Annotated in this window: 13 protein-coding genes and 3 pseudogenes; 2 read left to right on the top strand and 14 right to left on the bottom strand. The window is 55.0% G+C overall.

Annotation, left to right across the window (positions count from 1 at the left end; genetic code table 11):
- Positions 1–24 precede the first annotated feature (24 nt).
- Positions 25–555, top strand: a complete 531-nt coding sequence (gene smrB, locus ACQ86O_RS13430; protein WP_431225599.1) for an endonuclease SmrB — start codon at positions 25–27, stop codon at positions 553–555.
- Positions 556–607: 52 nt separating this feature from the next.
- Here smrB and sixA read toward each other — a convergent pair whose 3' ends face one another.
- The 4 genes from sixA to ACQ86O_RS13410 all read right to left on the bottom strand — a co-directional run bounded on the left by sixA (position 608) and on the right by ACQ86O_RS13410 (position 5549).
- Positions 608–1090, bottom strand: a complete 483-nt coding sequence (gene sixA / locus ACQ86O_RS13425) for a phosphohistidine phosphatase SixA (RefSeq protein WP_431225598.1) — start codon at positions 1088–1090, stop codon at positions 608–610.
- A 393-nt stretch (positions 1091–1483) separates the two neighbouring features.
- A complete protein-coding gene (gene fadJ / locus ACQ86O_RS13420) occupies positions 1484–3649 on the bottom strand; it encodes a fatty acid oxidation complex subunit alpha FadJ (protein ID WP_431225597.1) in 2166 nt (721 codons plus the stop codon).
- Positions 3639–4958, bottom strand: a complete 1320-nt coding sequence (gene fadI, locus ACQ86O_RS13415) for an acetyl-CoA C-acyltransferase FadI (RefSeq protein ID WP_431225596.1) — start codon at positions 4956–4958, stop codon at positions 3639–3641. The genes fadJ and fadI overlap by 11 nt, the downstream gene beginning before the upstream one ends.
- Positions 4959–5252: 294 nt before the next feature.
- Positions 5253–5549, bottom strand: a complete 297-nt coding sequence (locus ACQ86O_RS13410) for a YfcZ/YiiS family protein (protein ID WP_431225595.1) — start codon at positions 5547–5549, stop codon at positions 5253–5255.
- A 407-nt stretch (positions 5550–5956) separates the two neighbouring features.
- Between ACQ86O_RS13410 and fadL the strand changes: the two genes are divergently transcribed.
- Positions 5957–7291, top strand: coding sequence for a long-chain fatty acid transporter FadL (gene fadL / locus ACQ86O_RS13405; protein WP_431225594.1), 1335 nt, complete (start codon positions 5957–5959; stop codon positions 7289–7291).
- 491 nt (positions 7292–7782) lie between these two features.
- On the opposite strand, the gene ACQ86O_RS13400 is transcribed toward fadL, so the two are convergent.
- The 10 genes and pseudogenes from ACQ86O_RS13400 to ACQ86O_RS13355 form a co-directional block, all read right to left on the bottom strand.
- The gene (locus ACQ86O_RS13400; protein ID WP_431225593.1) at positions 7783–9555 is read right to left on the bottom strand and encodes a flotillin family protein; all 1773 of its coding nucleotides are present in this window, start codon (positions 9553–9555) and stop codon (positions 7783–7785) included.
- Positions 9556–9607: 52 nt separating this feature from the next.
- Positions 9608–10234: a YqiJ family protein gene (locus tag ACQ86O_RS13395; protein ID WP_431225592.1), complete on the bottom strand. Its 627-nt coding sequence runs from the start codon at positions 10232–10234 to the stop codon at positions 9608–9610.
- A gap of 350 nt (positions 10235–10584) precedes the next feature.
- Positions 10585–11345 (bottom strand): annotated as a pseudogene (gene mlaA, locus ACQ86O_RS13390) (phospholipid-binding lipoprotein MlaA).
- Positions 11346–11377: 32 nt separating this feature from the next.
- Positions 11378–12589 carry a c-type cytochrome biogenesis protein CcmI gene (ccmI, locus tag ACQ86O_RS13385; RefSeq protein WP_431225591.1) on the bottom strand — a complete coding sequence of 404 codons (1212 nt, stop codon included), beginning with the start codon at positions 12587–12589 and terminating at the stop codon, positions 11378–11380.
- Positions 12589–13055: pseudogene (locus tag ACQ86O_RS13380) on the bottom strand (cytochrome c-type biogenesis protein). The gene ccmI and the pseudogene ACQ86O_RS13380 overlap by 1 nt, the downstream one beginning before the upstream one ends.
- Before the next feature lie 4 nt (positions 13056–13059).
- Positions 13060–13602: pseudogene (locus ACQ86O_RS13375) on the bottom strand (DsbE family thiol:disulfide interchange protein); the annotation flags it as partial.
- Positions 13599–15569 (bottom strand): heme lyase CcmF/NrfE family subunit, encoded by a 1971-nt coding sequence (locus ACQ86O_RS13370; RefSeq protein WP_431225590.1) that lies wholly within the window; start codon positions 15567–15569, stop codon positions 13599–13601. The gene ACQ86O_RS13370 and the pseudogene ACQ86O_RS13375, both read right to left, overlap by 4 nt.
- Positions 15566–16060, bottom strand: a complete 495-nt coding sequence (ccmE, locus tag ACQ86O_RS13365) for a cytochrome c maturation protein CcmE (RefSeq protein ID WP_431225589.1) — start codon at positions 16058–16060, stop codon at positions 15566–15568. The genes ACQ86O_RS13370 and ccmE overlap by 4 nt, the downstream gene beginning before the upstream one ends.
- Positions 16057–16308: a heme exporter protein CcmD gene (ccmD, locus tag ACQ86O_RS13360; protein ID WP_431225588.1), complete on the bottom strand. Its 252-nt coding sequence runs from the start codon at positions 16306–16308 to the stop codon at positions 16057–16059. The genes ccmE and ccmD overlap by 4 nt, the downstream gene beginning before the upstream one ends.
- Positions 16305–17042, bottom strand: a complete 738-nt coding sequence (locus ACQ86O_RS13355) for a heme ABC transporter permease (RefSeq protein WP_431225587.1) — start codon at positions 17040–17042, stop codon at positions 16305–16307. The genes ccmD and ACQ86O_RS13355 overlap by 4 nt, the downstream gene beginning before the upstream one ends.
- Positions 17043–17058: the final 16 nt, after the last annotated feature.

Raw genomic sequence — 17058 nt, 5'->3', positions numbered from 1 at the left:
AAAATAATATCCGGTGAGAGAATAATGAAGAATAAGCACCCGCTGAGCAAAGATGAATTACAGCTCTTCAGGGAGACGGTGGCCGGAGCAAAGAAGTTGCGGCAGGACACAATCGTCCACCCAAAACCTAAAATGAAAGCCAGGCAGATAGCGCCGCAGCGCTTGCTCCAAGAACAGGTCGACGCCAGTTTTTATTTTTCCGACGAATTTCAGCCACAGTTGGATGATGAAGGGCCGACGCGCTATGTGCGCCCCGGCTATAGCCATTATGAACTGAAAAAGTTGCGCCGTGGGGATTACGTTCCGGATCTGTTTCTCGATCTTCACGGTTTGACCCAGTTGCAAGCCAAGCAAGAATTGGGGGCGATGATCGCTGCCTGCAAGCGCGAACACGTTCATTGCGCCTGCGTGATGCACGGCCACGGCAAACATATCCTCAAGCAGCAAACCCCTCTTTGGCTGGCGCAGCATCCGGACGTGCTGGCATTTCACCAGGCCCCTAAAGAATGGGGTGGCAACGCGGCGATATTATTGCTGGTAGACCTGCCGGAGTAGAAATGACAAAGGGCGATGATCGACATCGCCCTTTTGTTCAGTCTGACCTGCTTTAAACCTTGGCCATCACCTGCGATGGGCCGACCTGCCATTCAAACTTGCCGCTGCTGCCATCTTCAGCCAGGCTGACATTGGCGATGGCAGAGGTCGCAAACATTGGCGGGCACTCGCCCGGGCACAGTTCAGCCACCAGGTAGCCGACCAACGGCAGATGAGAAACCACCAGCACCGCCCCGACCCCCTCTTTTGCCAGCGCCTGCAGATAGCAGCTCACCAGCCCGGCATCACCGCCCGGTGTCAGTTCAGGCAATACTTCTTCGCCTTCCGGCAGCGTTAACGCTTCGCGCACCGTATCCAGCGTCTGTTCGGCCCGCAGATAGGGGCTGACCAGCACTCGTTCAATATCCACTGACTTGGTATTCAACCAGGCCGCCATCTGACGCGACTCATCACGGCCACAAACAGTAAGAGGCCTTACCGAATCGCTAGCGGCCTCTAGTGCCGCCTCTCCGTGACGCATAATCAAAACTTGCATATTGCACCGCTGTTGTTGACAAAATAACGCTATACAGAAACGCCGAGCGTGCTGTATCGCCGAGTTGTACTCAAGAGCACAGGCCAGCTTCATACGATAACGCGCCGTCTCTTTATGGCGGCCGGGCATTTTGCCTGAAAGTTCGCGTAAAGAAAACGCTGTTTTTTACATCAGCTGCGCCCTGACACAAATCCATCGCTTACATAACAATCGATTCAATGGGTTAAACTTTAACCAGATTGCCACGAAATTTTTGGTAGCACTGCCAATTCGCTACGTTACCCCTCACCTACCTTCCTGTACAGACTCCAGGATTGCCCTTATTGCAAGGAGTGATGGCGATCACAATGCGGCCCTGATCAAACTGTAGCGTAAACCGGGCCGCCATGCTGGCTAACTGCCCTGCGGATAGAAGCGTTCCCCTTGCTGAGCCATACGCAGCAAGCGTTCACAGGGGGCGAAATTTTCACCATATTGCTGTTGCAGATATTGCAGGGTTTTCACCACTTTCTCTGCGCCAAGCTCATCCATATAACGGAATGGGCCACCGAGGAACGGCGGGAAGCCGATGCCAAACACCGCGCCGATATCCCCATCACGCGCACTGCGGATCACACCTTCATCCAGGCAACGAGCCGCCTCATTGAGCATCATCATCACGCAACGTTGGGTTATTACCGCCGGTTGGAGATGCGCTTTGGCGGTAATGCCCAGCAATGGATAAATACTGCTGTCCGCATTTTTGCGCTTCTGCCGTGATTTGCCTTCTGCCGGGTACAGGTAGAAACCACGGCCATTCTTGCGCCCTTTACGGCCATCGTTCAGCACCGCGTCGAAGGCTGCCGGGGCGGCAAAACGCGGCCCCAACTCCGCCGTCAGGATCGGGATAATCTTGGTACCAACGTCGATCCCCACCTCATCCAGCAGCATGATCGGGCCGACCGGGAAACCAAAATCAACCAACGCCTTATCCAGCGATTCGATCGGTTCCCCTTCCAGCAGGCAGCGCGCTGCCTCATTAATATAAGGAGCAAGAATGCGGTTAACATAAAAACCGGCGCGGTCGGCCACCACTATCGCCGTCTTGCCCTGCTTATGCGCCAAGGCAACGGTGGTAGCGATGGTTTCCTCACTGGTGGTAGCATGCGGGATCACTTCCACCAACGGCATTTTATCCACCGGGCTAAAATAATGCAGGCCGATCACCTGCTGCGGCCGCGCCGCTTTGGCCGCAATCTGGCCGATCGGCAACGATGAGGTGTTGGAGGCAAACACGGTATGCGGCGCGGCATATTGCTCAATATCCGCCACCATCTGCTGCTTGAGCGTAATCTCTTCGAATACCGCTTCAACCACGATATCTACGCGCTCAAAACCGCTGTAATCGGTTGAGCCGGAGATCAGCATCATTTGCTTTTGGCGCTCTGCTGGGCGCATACGCTTGCTGCGTACCCGCTTGCCCAGCAGATCCCAGGTGTATTTCAGCGCATGGTTGATACCCTGCTCATTGACATCTTTTATCCGCACCGGCAACCCGCCGCGGGTAGCAGTAACACAAGCGATACCGCCGCCCATCAGCCCACCGCCAAGAACACCCACCCGGCGCAGTTCGCGCGGCGGGGCATCCCCTCCGCGCTCTTTCTTCAAAGCAGTTGAAGCAAAGAACAGGCTACGTAATGCCCCAGACTGGGGTGACATCGCTAACTCACCAAAAGCGCGGGCTTCAGCTTCATAACCACTGCCACTCCCTTGATCCAGCCCGGTGCGCACTACCTGAATGATGCGCTCCGCAGCCGGATAGTTGCCGTGGGTTTTCTCCAGGGTTTTCTTGCGTACGATGCTGAACAGCAGGCTTCTGCCCAACGGGCCGTTGAGCAGGCGCTCCTGCCACGGCAGCGTACGGCGCGATTTCCAGCCTTGCTTAACCCGCTCAATGGCGGTTTGCAGCAGAATGGATTGCGGAACGGCATCGTCCACCAACCCCATTCGCAAAGCCTGACGGGCGCGAATATGCCGACCTGTCAGGATCATATCCAGCGCTTTGCTGGCGCCTATCAAGCGTGGCAAACGCTGGGTTCCGCCAGAGCCTGGCAGCAAACCGAGCTGCACTTCCGGCAGGCCAAGCGCCGTTTTATCATCCAGTGAACAGACGCGGCTATGGCACGCCAGCGCCAATTCCAACCCGCCCCCCAGGCAAGCACCGTGAATAGCCGCCACCACAGGCACAGGGAAAGCGGCAATCTGCGCCAGGGTACTCTGCCCTTTCTTCGCCAGCGTCTCGGCCTCTTTGGCACTTTTGCAGGCAGCAATCATGGTGATATCTGCCCCGGCAATAAAAGAATCGGGCTTGCCGGAGAGGATCACCAGGCCTTCCAGGGTGGTGAGTTGCTGCGCCTTCAGCAGAACGTCGTTGATCTGCTCGATAAACTCGGCCTTCAGCGTGTTGACCTTCTCCCCCGGCACGTCGATGGTGATAACACCAATATTGTCCGGGCGAAGCTCCAGATGAAATGCGGAAGGTTTGGCACGTTGCTCATGTAATGCGTTCTCAAAGCTCATTATCCACCTCCACGATCATCGCCGCGCCCAATCCGCCGGCAGCACAAGCCGTGGTCAGCCCAAGGCCACCGCCGCGCCGCTTAAGCTCATGCAGCGTCTGGATGATCATACGCGCTCCGGTAGCGGCGAACGGATGGCCGTAAGCAATCGAGCCCCCCAACACGTTGAATTTTTCCATATCGACTTCACCAATCGCCTGCGAACGGCCCAGTTTCTGTTGGGCAAATTCAGTGCTGGCAAACATTTTCAGGTTGGCCAGCGTTTGTGCCGCAAAGGCTTCGTGCATATCAATCAAGGTAAGATCGGCCAGAGTGATACCTGCGCGATCCAGCGCCAGCGGAGTGGCATAGGCAGGGCCAAGCAGCATATCCTCCCAGACATCAATGGCGGCAAAGGCAAAGCTGCGCAGGTAACCCAGCGGCTCCAGGCCCAGCGCTTTAGCACGCGATTCGCTCATCATCAGCACGGCGGCCGCGCCGTCGGTCAACGGTGTGCTATTGGCGGCGGTAACGCTGCCATGCTTGCGATCAAAAGCAGGTTTCAGCCGGGCATAGGACTCCAGGCTGGAGTCTTTACGGACGTTGTTGTCTGCAGAGACAGGCGTTTTATACGGCGGCACATAGGCGGTCATCACTTCGTCGTGCAGCAAGCCCTGTTCCCAGGCTTTGGCTGCCAACTGGTGGGAACGGTGCGCCAGCGCATCCTGTTGTTCGCGGGTAATACCGTGGGTTTTAGCCATCTGCTCGGCGGTGTCCCCCATGCGTAACCCGGTAGAGTATTCCGCTACGGCCGGAGGCACTGGCATCAAATCGCGCAATTTCAGCCTGCTGAACAGCTTCAGGCGCTGTGGCAATGTACGAGCCTTGTTCACATCCACCAGCGTACGAGCCAATGCCTTGCTCACACCGATTGGCAGCACGGAAGAAGAGTCCGCGCCACCGGCAATGCCGACGCTGATACTGCCAGCCAGGATGCTTTCCGCCACGTTGGCGATCGCCTGAAAACTGGTAGCGCAGGCGCGGGAAACGCTATAGGCATCGGTATGCACACTCATGCCGGTACCCAGCACAATCTCCCGGGCAATATTGGGCGCTTCGGGCATCTGAACCACCTGGCCAAAAACCAGTTGTTCGATTAAAGCCGGATCGATGCCACTGCGGGCCAGCAATTCACTCACCGCAAACTTGCCCAGTTCGACTGCAGGAATGCCGTGATAAGCGGTCGCCTGTTTGGCGAAAGGTGTACGTAACCCCTGGACAATGGCGATACGGTCACCAAGACGGGTAACCAGCGGTAATGCCTTACTCATAAACACTCCTGAAGAGAAGCTGTTATTACAACGGACAAAAAGAGGTCTGACCTGACGAGGTCATTGTTAACCAAATGTTTACATTTGGCAAACCAGCAGAAGTGAAAACTGAGAGCAGGAGCAACTTTCGGGCGAGGCAATATGACCAAAATAATTCGCGTTGCATCAAGGCGGCAACCGCACGATCCCCGATGCGTTGACTCAACGGGTGAGAGGGACAACCAACAAAGAGGCGGTTTGAAGTATGACGGGTATAAACCTGCGCAGCGATAACCGCGCAGGTTTGAATTGGGATTAACGCAGGCCGAGCTGGAAGATCATCGTTTCTGCCTGGCAGGCAAAAGTGAAATCGATATCCAGTTGCACGCCACCGTCAACCGGTTTAATGCTACTGCTGATGTCACAAGGATCAGATTCCACGCTCCGCGCTTTTTCAGACAGGGCCGCCAAGGTTTGCTCTGCATCCTGCTGATTTGCAAATACCTGGCTGTAGGAAGCGGTGCAGTCGGTGTTATCCATCACGGTGCCGACATCCACACAGCAGCAAACAGCAGTTTCTTGAGCGCTGCACTTATTAATTGCATCTGACATAATTGAAGTCTCCTCACGGGCCGCGATTAAGCTCGCCCAAATAGCCATTTATGATCTGGCGCAAATAAACAAAATTCTTTGCTTATTTTACTCTCCGAACTTGCCAAGCACTAGCCATACTTTCTGTAGGCGTTTTAAGTGATGGATATCACAGTTAAAAATCGTCACCTGCTAATGAACAGTAAGAATTTTGTTATTAACCAGTAGGTTTTTGTTATGCAGATCTCCTTTTTGATATCAATTTAGAAATATATCAAAAACAAACTTGCAACATTTTAACAGGTCAGACCTATAATTCAGCCACTGGTCTGATTTGTCAGAATGATAACGGACCCTACAATCGCGCGCTCCATGTTACGTTATGTAACATTGTTTAAATAATAAACACATAAAATGAGGTTTTGGTCATGAGCCAGAAAAACCTATTCACTAAATCAGCTCTCGCAGCTGCAGTGGCAATTATTTCTTCAAACGTGTACGCCGCAGGATTCCAGCTGAACGAGTTCTCGGCAGTGGGTTTAGGGCGAGCCTATTCTGGCGAAGGCGCAATGGCGGATACCGCGGCCTCAGGCAGTCGTAACCCAGCGACCATGATGATGTTTGACCGCCCTTCTTTGACAGCTGGCGCTGTATTTATCGACCCTGATGTTGATATCAGCGGCACGTCACCTACGGGCCAGAGCCTGAATGCGAAAAATATCGCGCCAACGGCCTGGGTACCGAACCTGCACTATATCCAGCCGCTGAATGACCAGTGGGCGATTGGTGCTTCTGTGACCAGCAACTACGGTCTGGCTACTGAATACAGTAACAGCTACCCGGCAGGCTCTGTTGGCGGCACTACTGACCTCACCACCGCCAACCTCAACCTGAGTGCTGCTTACCGTTTAAACCAGCACTTCAGCTTCGGTCTGGGGTTCGATGCGGTTTATGCCAAAGCCAAAATTGAGCGCTACGCTGGTGACTTGCCATTAATACTGGCAAAACAAGGGAGCCAGACAGGGAAATTAACGCCCCAGCAAGCCGCAGCAATTGCTGCAATGCCATCAGATACTCAGATTTCCCACCTAGAGGGCAACGAATGGGGCTATGGCTGGAACGCGGGTATCCTGTATCAAGTGGATGATAATAACCGTTACGGCTTAACCTATCGTTCAGAAATCAAAATTGATTTTGAAGGTGATTACCGCAGCAGCCTGCCTTCCGCTTACAACGGCCTTCTTGGTCAGTTTGGCCTGCCAACCGGTACCGATGGTAATACCGTCCCAGGGGCTCTGACGCTGAATCTGCCAGAAATGTGGGAGATCTCCGGTTACAACAAAGTGGCGCCACAGTGGGCTATCCACTACAGCATGGCCTACACCAGTTGGAGCCAGTTCCAAGAGCTGAGAGCAACTGACAACAATGGCAATACGCTGTTCCAGAAGCATGAAGGCTTCCGTGACGCTTACCGTATCGCGTTAGGTACCACCTACTTCTACGACGATAACTGGACCTTCCGTGGCGGTATCGCCTTCGATGACAGCCCAGTACCAGCAGAAAACCGTTCGATCTCAATCCCGGATCAGGACCGTACCTGGCTGAGCGCAGGGGCGACTTACGCCTTCAACAAAGATGCTTCTGTTGACGTAGGTATTTCCTACATGCACGGTCAGAAGGTGACGATTAACGAAGGCCCATACACTTTCCAATCTGAAGGTAAAGCCTGGTTGTATGGCGCTGGCTTCAACTACAAGTTCTGATTACTTTTCCTGAATGCAGAAAAGCGCCTTCCGAGGCGCTTTTTTTATGGGATGAGTACAGCCCCGGACATAGTTTTATTATCAGGATCACGGCCAGCTACCCATAATAAACCAGCGGTATAAAAGAACGGAAACCCTATAAATCATTGGCTAGCCGCGTTATAACCCATTGAAATAACCACAATAATACTATCTTCGAATCGCTCAACAGCGTGTTCCGACAGGCGACTCAATGCGAGAAGTGATTTATCGGGCGATCCGGAACTGCGGTTGGCGATGGGCCGTTCTGTTATCGAGTGCAGTGCCCCTCTAAACGGTCACCTTTAATAGGCGGACCGTTACACACTATAACGGGCAGGCTCAAAAAATAACGTGCTTAAATCTGTTAAAACAACCCGTTACCTAAAAACTTACCGTGAAACGATAGCAACATAAAAGGCCCATGAAACATCATGGGCCTCAAATTTCTGCAACCTGACTCTATCTGCAAATCAGGCAAGATTTACCGTTGTGATGCCGTGCTCCACCGAGGGTTCAAATGACTCAGTTATTTTCTCCACGTTTTCTTCTGGCACCGACACAGCGGCAACAGGTTGCACCTGGGGCAAAGCGGCAGTCAGCGCTTGCAGGGAGCTGCCATTAATACCGATTTCTTGCAGCAGGGAATCAATAATCGGTGCGTGTGTGCGGTAAGAGAGCGCAGCGGATAACGCCTGCTCTGCCAGATTGCCGTTACCCGCTGAAGATGCCAGCGTAGCACCCGCGCCGCCAACTGAGCGATTCAACCCGTCAACCTGCACAATCTTGATGCCGTCGATAGCCTTCATCGGTTCAACTGATTTCTCAATGATTGCCGGCAGTGCCTGCAACAGCGCCAGCTTGAACTTCAGGCTGGTCTGATCGCTGGAGAGCATGTTAACCGCGTCGTTAAACGCGCGTTGGGCTTCCGCCTCGGCAAGGCCTTTCTTGCGCGTCGCCTCTGCCAGCTCAATGATGGCAGCAGCTTGCATTTCGGCGGCTTCTTTTTCTGCACGGGCTTTTAGCGTCAACTGCATCGCTTCGGTTTCCGCCCCTTGGCGGGCTTCGATCAGGGCAACCTGTTTGGCACGATCGGCCTCAGCGGTCTGGCGGGTGGTTTCTACGTTTTGCTCTGCTTTTACCGCTTCCGTCAACGCATCGTTGGCGCGTGCCTGAGCCTGAGACTGCTGTTCGGACTTGGCGGCGATGGCGATGGCCTTATCCTGCTCGGCGATCTCCGTCACTTTCTTCTGCTCGATAGCCGCCATTTCAGTGACTTTACTTTGCTCGATCTCTTTGACGCGAATTTCACGATCCGCCTCAACCTTACGGGTACGAACCGCCTGCTCGCGCTCGATTTCCGACTCTTCGATCTGGCGATCGGCGGAGATACGGCTCTGCTCGGCCTCACGGCGACGTTCCGCTTCGAACGTGGCAATTCTGGAGCTCTGTTCGGCGCTGCGGGTTTTTACCTGCTGCTCCTGATCCAGCGACATAAAGGCTTCCTGCTGCTCGATCTCCAGCTTACGTGACAGCGCATCACGGTTCTTCTCACGAACCGCCACTTCCACGTCCTGTTCCACCTCGTTACGTTCACGGCGACGGCGTTCGGTTTCCTGCGTCAGCTTGGTCAAACCTTCCGCATCGAAGGCGTTATTGGGATCGAAATACTCTTTCGAGGTCTGGTTGAAGTTAGTCAGCGACACGCTTTCCAACTCCAGGCCGTTTTTAGCCAAATCCTCAGCTACCGTGCTCTGCACGCCCTGCACAAAGTTTTCGCGCGTGTCCTGCAGATCCTGCATAGTCATCTGCGCAGCAGTGGAACGCAGAGCATCAACGAATTTGTCCTCGACCAGTTGGCGCAGGTCTTCCGGCGACATCGTGCGCTGGCCCAGAGTCTGTGCTGCGGTGGAGATGCCCTCAATGGTCGGCTGCACGCGGACAAAGAACGCCACGACTACGTCCACACGCATACGGTCTTTGGTGATCAGGCTGTCTTGCATGGCCCGGCTGACTTCCAGCTTCAGGGTCTTCATGTTGATTGGCACAATCTCATGAAACACCGGCAGGGAAATAGCGCCACCGCTCAAAACCACCTTGAGGCCCCCCAGGCCGGTACGCACCAGGGATTGCTCCGCAGAAGCACGCCGATACAGGCGTGAGAAAATCAGCCCAATAACCAGTAAAACCAGCAGAGCGCCACCGGCAATCGAACCCCAAAACGTAAGACCATCATTAATTATCACGCAGCTTACCTCTCCATAGAGTTGTCAAAATAATTCCGTTAAACACCGATTGTCACAGCAGATCCGGCCAAGGGTTGGTGCTGCCGCTAAAGCGAGAGCCGGAGATGCGTGCCGTGACCAGCACTTTTTCCCCACGTGTGAAACTGACGCCCGCTTCATCCGGCTCGATCAGGATGTAATGGCTGCGCCCGTGCTGGTCTGCCAGCCGGGCCTCCGCCGGGGAACCGGCCTTGGCCGTCGCGCCGGTCATAGTTGCCATCCGGCCAACAAAACTGTCCGTAGAGACGGCGTTACTTTCATCACGCGGTAGATAACGTGCGATACCACGGCCACACCAGCGCACGCAGAAAACACCAATCATAAAGGCGCCGATCGTTGCCAGCCAGACCGGCAACCCACCGCCAGCCAGCCACTGCAACACCAGGCCACTCAGGGAAAAACCACCGAGAAACAACACCAGGATGACAAGAAAAGGCAGGCGCCCGATATGCAGCCAGCTCAGGCTGTGGGCGAAAATGTTTTCCCCGAGAGTGATATCCGGGTGGGTGTCGATAGCGGCGTCGATATGGCCAGAAAGGGAAGCGCCAAGCAGCACTGCCAGCATCTCCAGCACGCCGATAGTCAGCAACAGCAGCAGGGCTACCAGGAACGGGGCATTGCCTGAAGAGAGTATGTCCATAATGGCGTCTCCATGCGCATCACAGCGAAAAATATCGCGACCGCAGAGAAACCTTGGGGTGGGTAAGCAAGAGAACAAAACGGGGATGATGGCCAGTGAGGCAACCCGGTACACAACGTTCCCTGTTCCACACACGCAGGCTCCCTGACCGCGAGCTCTCCCGCCAAAATGAGCGGAAGTAGGATCTTGCCGCAGATTTTAGCATTCTCCGCCAAGAAAATCCTCAGTAACCCTTGCGGTGAATCATTGGATTAAGCAGGCATCCTGAGAATGCAATAAAAATGAGGATACCAATTGGCATCCTCATTTCTTTACAGCGAACAGGCTGTTTGAGCTTGCAGACAAACGCCTCAGTTGGCGGAGTCGATCTCGCCCAGTTCATCCTGAATTTCCTTGGCATTTGGGTTTTCTGGCGCCTGGAGCCTTCCCCCTTCGCCAAGAAGTCATGACGCTGGAAGTAAGTTTCACGCATCATCAGGTACGGATCGGAGGAATTACGCAGCAACGCGTCCGAATCCAGCAACTGTGCTCGGGTCTCAACGCCTTCCACCACCCACTTACCGGCCGACATCCAGAAGGTGAGATAACTCAACACCGGATACACGGTATCTGCCCAGTCACCGCCATCTTCACGGATGGTGAAACTGCCGTACACCGGTAAGTGCACATACGGGCCGTAGCCAACGCCGTAGTTCCCCAGCGTGCCACCAAACCGGCGTGGCTCTTCACGCGCCAGTTTCGGGTTCGCCATGCCAGCCACGTCGATCAATCCCCCCATCCCCAACAGGGTGTTCAGGAAGAATCGGTTGAAGTGGATCATGCCTTGATACGGGTTACCACGCAGGAATTCGTTCACCATGCTGGCTGGCTCTTCCAGGTTGGAAGTAAAGTTGCTCAGGCCATTACGCGCAGGAGTCGGGACATAATCTCGCCACACAACTGCAACCGGACGGAGCACATAGGGATCCATCACGTTATAGTTGAAGTTAAACATCGCCCGGTTGAATCCTTCCAGAGGGTCGGAACGCCCTTGTGGATCGTTACCAGACGAGCTGGCGCACCCCACTAATAGCACCGTTGCGAAAGCCAGCCCTGTCAGGCGAAAATTCATATCATTCTCCATGAAAACCCATTGATTTTTTATCAGGGAACCTGTTTGTCTAGCTGAACGCTGACCTGCTCCTTGCCGCTGAATGTTTGCAACGCGCTATCACCAAACCAGTCCCCCGCCTGCGGTGTCGCCAGGCCATCCTGGGAGATCCGGACGTGAACCTTGACCTGTTTCTGCGTCGAAAGCAGGCGTTCCGGCATCATGGCATTGCTGTCATCCAAAGTGAATGACAGTGGAAAACGACTCAGAGGCAATTGTTTGACCGCTATTGGCACCGGGTTTACCCCATCGGTGACCGAAACAACCAGCGTTCCCTGTTGCGGTAATGCTTTTGCCGCTTCTGGCGACAGAGTGACATTAACAATAAGTTTAACAGTTTCTGCGCCTACCTGAACTTTTGCTTGTTCAATACTGCGCTTTATCACTTCAATTCGCTGATCGTCGGCGGGCAGCAGTTTCAACATCACCTGCCAGGCACCGATTGCCTGCTGAAAATCGCCTTGCTCGAAGGAGTTAAACGCCAACAGGCTCAATACCCGCAGATTGGTATGATCTTCTGCCACCATCTTGCGCAGCATTTCTGTCGCCTGCTTGTTATCTTCTGGATCGCCAGAGCGCGTCAGTACTTCGGCATAACCCAGACGCACTTCCATATTGCTCGGATCCAGGCGGTAAGCCTGCGCAAAAGCCTGCGTAGCCGTGGTGGCGTTATTGAGCGCCATACCGACGCGGCCAAGCATCATCCAGTCATTAATATTCCGGTCATCAGCCTGCAAAGCGGTACGTAACCCCAAGCCCAGGCGAGCGATCTCTTCCATGCTGAGCGGCGCGGCGCGTTCATTAGCCACCCGCGCACGCAGCTCCGGCATTTGGGATTCTACCTGATGCCAGGCCGTAACCTGAGCCAATCCGCCAGTTTTCAGATAAAAGCCTACTGCTACCACCACCAACACCACCACGCCAGGCAGCAAAGCCCAACGGTTGATTGGCCGGGCAGGCTCTTGCTGTTGCCCCGGAATATCATTTAACAGGTTTTGCTGCAGCTCTTTCACCAGCTCTGGGCGCTCTGCAACCACGCCCTGCTCTTCATCCTGCTCCAGTTCGCTGAGGCGATCCTGATAGAACGCCTTGTTCAGCGTATCCCGGCTAGCCGCTTCACTCTCTTTGCCTTGGCGCATAGCAGGCACCACCAGCAGAGCGGCAGCACCAACCAGCAGCACAATAATAATCAGCCAAAAAGCCATTAGGGTTTCTTCCTGTCAGTCTCTTTCAGCAGCGCCGCAAGACGCTGTTGCTCCTGCTCGGAGAAGGGTTCGTTACTGGCACTCACCTGGCGACGGCGGGTTCGCAATATCACCACCGCCCCCCAATCAGCACAAACAACAGCGGCCCGATCCACAGGATCAGGGTTGCTGGCGTCACCGGTGGCTCATAAGTCACAAAATTGCCATAACGCGCCACCATATAATCGATGACCTGCTGCTTGTCTTGCCCCTGCATCATCAATTCATACACCTTGGCACGCATATCTGTCGCAATGATGGCGTTAGAATCGGCAATGCTGTTGTTCTGGCATTTCGGGCAGCGCAGCTGTTCGGTCAATTCACGGTATTGCTGCTCCTGCTCTACCGAGTTGAACTGGTAGGTGTCGATCGCCGCAGCAGCACTCCAGCTCAGCAATGCCGCCAATAGCAAGGTTATCAGCCTCATGCATCCCCCCGTATTTGCGATACAGCGGTAACACTTCCTGCTGCCAGACACGCTCGTTCATATCCCCGGCATGGCGGTAGCGAATGATGCCCTCGCCGTCGATCAGGAAGGTTTCCGGCGCGCCATAGACACCCAGATCCAGCCCCAGCATGCCGTCACCGTCATACAGACTCAGCGCATAAGGGTTGCCCAACTGATTCAGCCAGAGCACTGCCTTTTCACGATCGTCTTTGTAGTTCAGGCCCACCACGCGGATCCCCTTGGCAGCCAGGGTATTGAGGTATTGGTGTTCTGCGCGGCAGGTAGGGCACCAGGTCGCCCAGACGTTCAGCAATATCGGTTTACCGTCATGCAGCACTGCCTGATCGAAAGTTTTACCAGGGTGCTCCAGCGATTCCAGCTTGAAGGCTGGCACCGGTTTGCCGATCAACGCAGACTCCAGCATGGTAGGGTCTTCACCCCCGGCGTTGCGCGTCAGTTGTACCAGCAAGGCCACCACCAACAACAGGAACAGCACTAGCGGGATAAATAACAGCTTGCGGCTCATGCCTGTTCCCCTTTTTTGGCTTCACGTTTGAGTTTTTTGCTCATGCGGTAGCGCGGGTCGATAATACACAGCACCCCGCCAATCGCCATAAACACCCCGCCATACCAGATCCAGCGGACAAAAGGTTTGTAGTAAAGGCGTACCGCCCAGGAACCATCATCCAGTTCTTCGCCCAGGGCCGCGTACAGATCGCGTGTCAAACCACCGTCAATGGCGGCTTCCGTCATCATGCTACGTGCCACGTTATAGTAGCGTTTCTCCGCATGCAGCGTAGCTTCCGGCTTGCCGTTGCGGGTAACGTCGATGATACCAACGCCGCCGGTATAGTTTGGCCCACGGATATCATGCACATCACGGAACACGAAACGATAATCGTGAATTTCCACGCTATCGCCAGCCTTCATGCGCACATCGCGCTCTACGCTGTAGTTCTGGCTGAAAGCGATGCCGATCACCGTCACCGCTACGCCAAGATGGCCCAACACCATGCCCCAATGGCTACGGGAAAGTTGCTTAAGGCCGCTCCAGAAGCCGTGGCGATGGGTGGCACGCTCATGCAGCTCCATCAGGGTCAGCACAATCACCCAAATAGCCATCATCAGCCCAACGACCGTCATCCCGGCAATGCTGTCTTGCATCAGCCAAGGCAGCAGAATCGACAGCACCAAAGTGACCACCAACGCCACGCCCAGGCGGCGCCAGAGTTTGGACGGCTCGTCACGGCGCCAACGCACCAGAGGCCCGATGCCCAGCAGCAGCGCCATAGGTGCCATCAACCAGGTAAACATCGTGTTGAAGAAGGGCTCACCGATAGAAATACTGCCCAGCCCCAGCTGTTTATGCACCAGCGGCAGCAAGGTGCCCAGTAACACCACCAGCATGGCTGCAATCAGCAAGACGTTATTCCCCAACAGGAATGTCTCGCGCGAGAAGGTTTCGTGCTGCACGCGGCTGCGCACCTGGGCCCCCTTCACCGCATACAACAGCAGCGAACCACCGATGACGAGCACCAGATAGGCCAGGATAAACATGCCGCGCGCCGGATCGGAGGCAAAGGAGTGCACCGAAACCAGCACCCCGGAACGCACCAGGAAGGTACCCAGCAGGCACAATGAGAAAGCGGTGATTGCCAGCAGTACCGTCCAGGCTTTGAAGGTGCCGCGTTTTTCGGTCACCGCCAATGAGTGCATCAAGGCCGTCCCGGCCAACCACGGCATAAAGGAGGCGTTTTCCACCGGATCCCAGAACCACCAGCCGCCCCAACCCAGTTCGTAATAGGCCCATGCAGAGCCGAGCACGATCCCCATGGTCAGGAATACCCAGGCGGCAGTGGTCCACGGGCGCGACCAGCGTGCCCAGGCGGTATCAAGCCGCCCGGCCATCAGCGAGGCAATGGCGAAAGCGAAAGCTACCGAGAAACCGACGTAGCCCATATACAGCAAAGGTGGATGGAAGATCAGCCCGATATCCTGTAGCAGCGGGTTAAGATCGCTGCCCTCAATCGGGAAGTTTGGCAAGGTGCGGGTAAACGGGTTGGAGGTCATGATAATAAACAGCAAGAACCCGGCGGTTATCATCCCCATCACCGCAAGCACGCGAGCAACCGCATCCTGCGGCATGGTGCGGCTGCACAGGGCAACCGCCAGCGACCAGCAACTCAGCAGCAGCACCCACAACAGCAAGGAGCCTTCGTGCGCCCCCCAGGTAGCCGCGATTCGGTAATAGACCGGCAAGTGCGTATTGGAGTTGGCCGCCACGTAGGCGACCGTAAAATCATTGGTGACAAAGGCGTGCACCAGGCAGAAAAACGCCAGCGTGATCGCCACAAACATGCCGTAGGTTAGCGGGCGGGCAACCGCCATCATGCGGGTATCCTGACGTGCAGCACCCCATTGCGGATATATACTCAGCAACAAAGAGATCGCCAACGCCAGACACAGCAGAAAACTCCCAACTTCCGGCATCATGACTTATTGCCCCCGTCCTGCGGGTTGCCATAGTTAGCCGCTGGGCCCTTATGGTTTTCTTTCATGGCGTCCGCAACCTCAGGTGGCGTATATTTTTCATCGTGTTTGGCCAGCACTTCGCGGGCATTGACCACATTGCCTTCAGCAAACACCCCTTGCGCCACCACGCCCTGCCCCTCACGGAACAGATCCGGCAAGATGCCGTCATAGGTCACTTCAATCGCCCCACTGGCGTCATACACTTTGAAGCTTACCTGTAAGCTTTGCTGGTCACGCTTGACCGAACCCGGCATCACCATGCCACCAATACGCAGGCGCTGACCAATCTCTGGCTTTTCATGTTTTTCGCCCTTGCCCTGCAAGATTTCACTTGGGGTATAAAACAGGTCGATATTGGAGCGCAATGCATACAGCAGCAAGGTGGCAGTCAGCGCTACGCCAATCAATACGACAATGGCCAGGTAAAGGCGGCTTTTACGACGTGGGTTCACAATGATTTCTCCCGCGGGTTAACAGACTGCGGTGTGGCTGCTTGTTGTTTTGACTTTTGTGATTGACGGATGCGCCGCTCACGCGATTCCTGGCGGCTGACTTCGGCCAGCAACTGCTTGCGCTGCCACAGGGTATGAAATAGCAACGCCAACAGCGGTAACAAGGTGGCGGCCACCGCCAGCCAGACGTAGAACGCATAACCGCCCATGGCAAAGAACGCCTGCCAGGAATTGAATGCCACACTCATGATTGACGCTCCTTGTTAACCAGCTCAGCAACCCAAGGGCGTTGACGTTCCTGGATCAGGATCAGGTTGCGCATGCGCATCAACGTCAGCGTGATAAAGAACAGTAAATTGCCGAAGATCGCCCAACGCAGCGGCGTGCGCATGCTTGGCGCAATGCTTTGCTGCATATTGGTCGACCCCTGATGAAGGGTGTTCCACCATTCAACAGAGAAATGGATAATCGGAAGGTTGATCACCCCCACCAGCACCAGAATACCGGCGGCGCGCCCGGCAAGGCGGCGATCGTCGAATGCGTTATACAGCGCAATTATGCCCATATAAAGGAACAGCAACACCAGTTCCGAGGTTAAGCGAGCATCCCAGACCCACCAGGTACCCCACATCGGCTTGCCCCAGGCAGAACCGGTGACCAGCGCAATAAAGGTGAACACCGCACCAACCGGAGCCATGGCCGCCACGACGGTATCGGACATTTTCATCTGCCAGACCAGGCCAATAAACGCCGCTATCGCCATTGAGCCATAAATGCCCATCGACCATATTGCTGCGGGGACGTGAATGTACATGATACGGAAGCTGTCACCCTGTTGATAATCCTTGGGAGCAAAGCCAAAGCCCCACACCCAGCCAACCAACAGACACAGCGCTCCCGCGATCCCCAGCCAGGGGACGAAGCGGCCACAGACATGGTACAACCGCTCGGGTCGGGCAAATTGATGTAACCATTTCCACATTGTCGTCATTGCTCAC

Origin of the sequence: Serratia sp. L9 (assembly GCF_050632285.1) — a bacterium.
GTDB lineage: Bacteria > Pseudomonadota > Gammaproteobacteria > Enterobacterales > Enterobacteriaceae > Chania.
The sequence above is the reverse complement of the archived record's forward strand: the minus strand, read 5'-3'. Positions and strand labels throughout refer to the sequence as shown.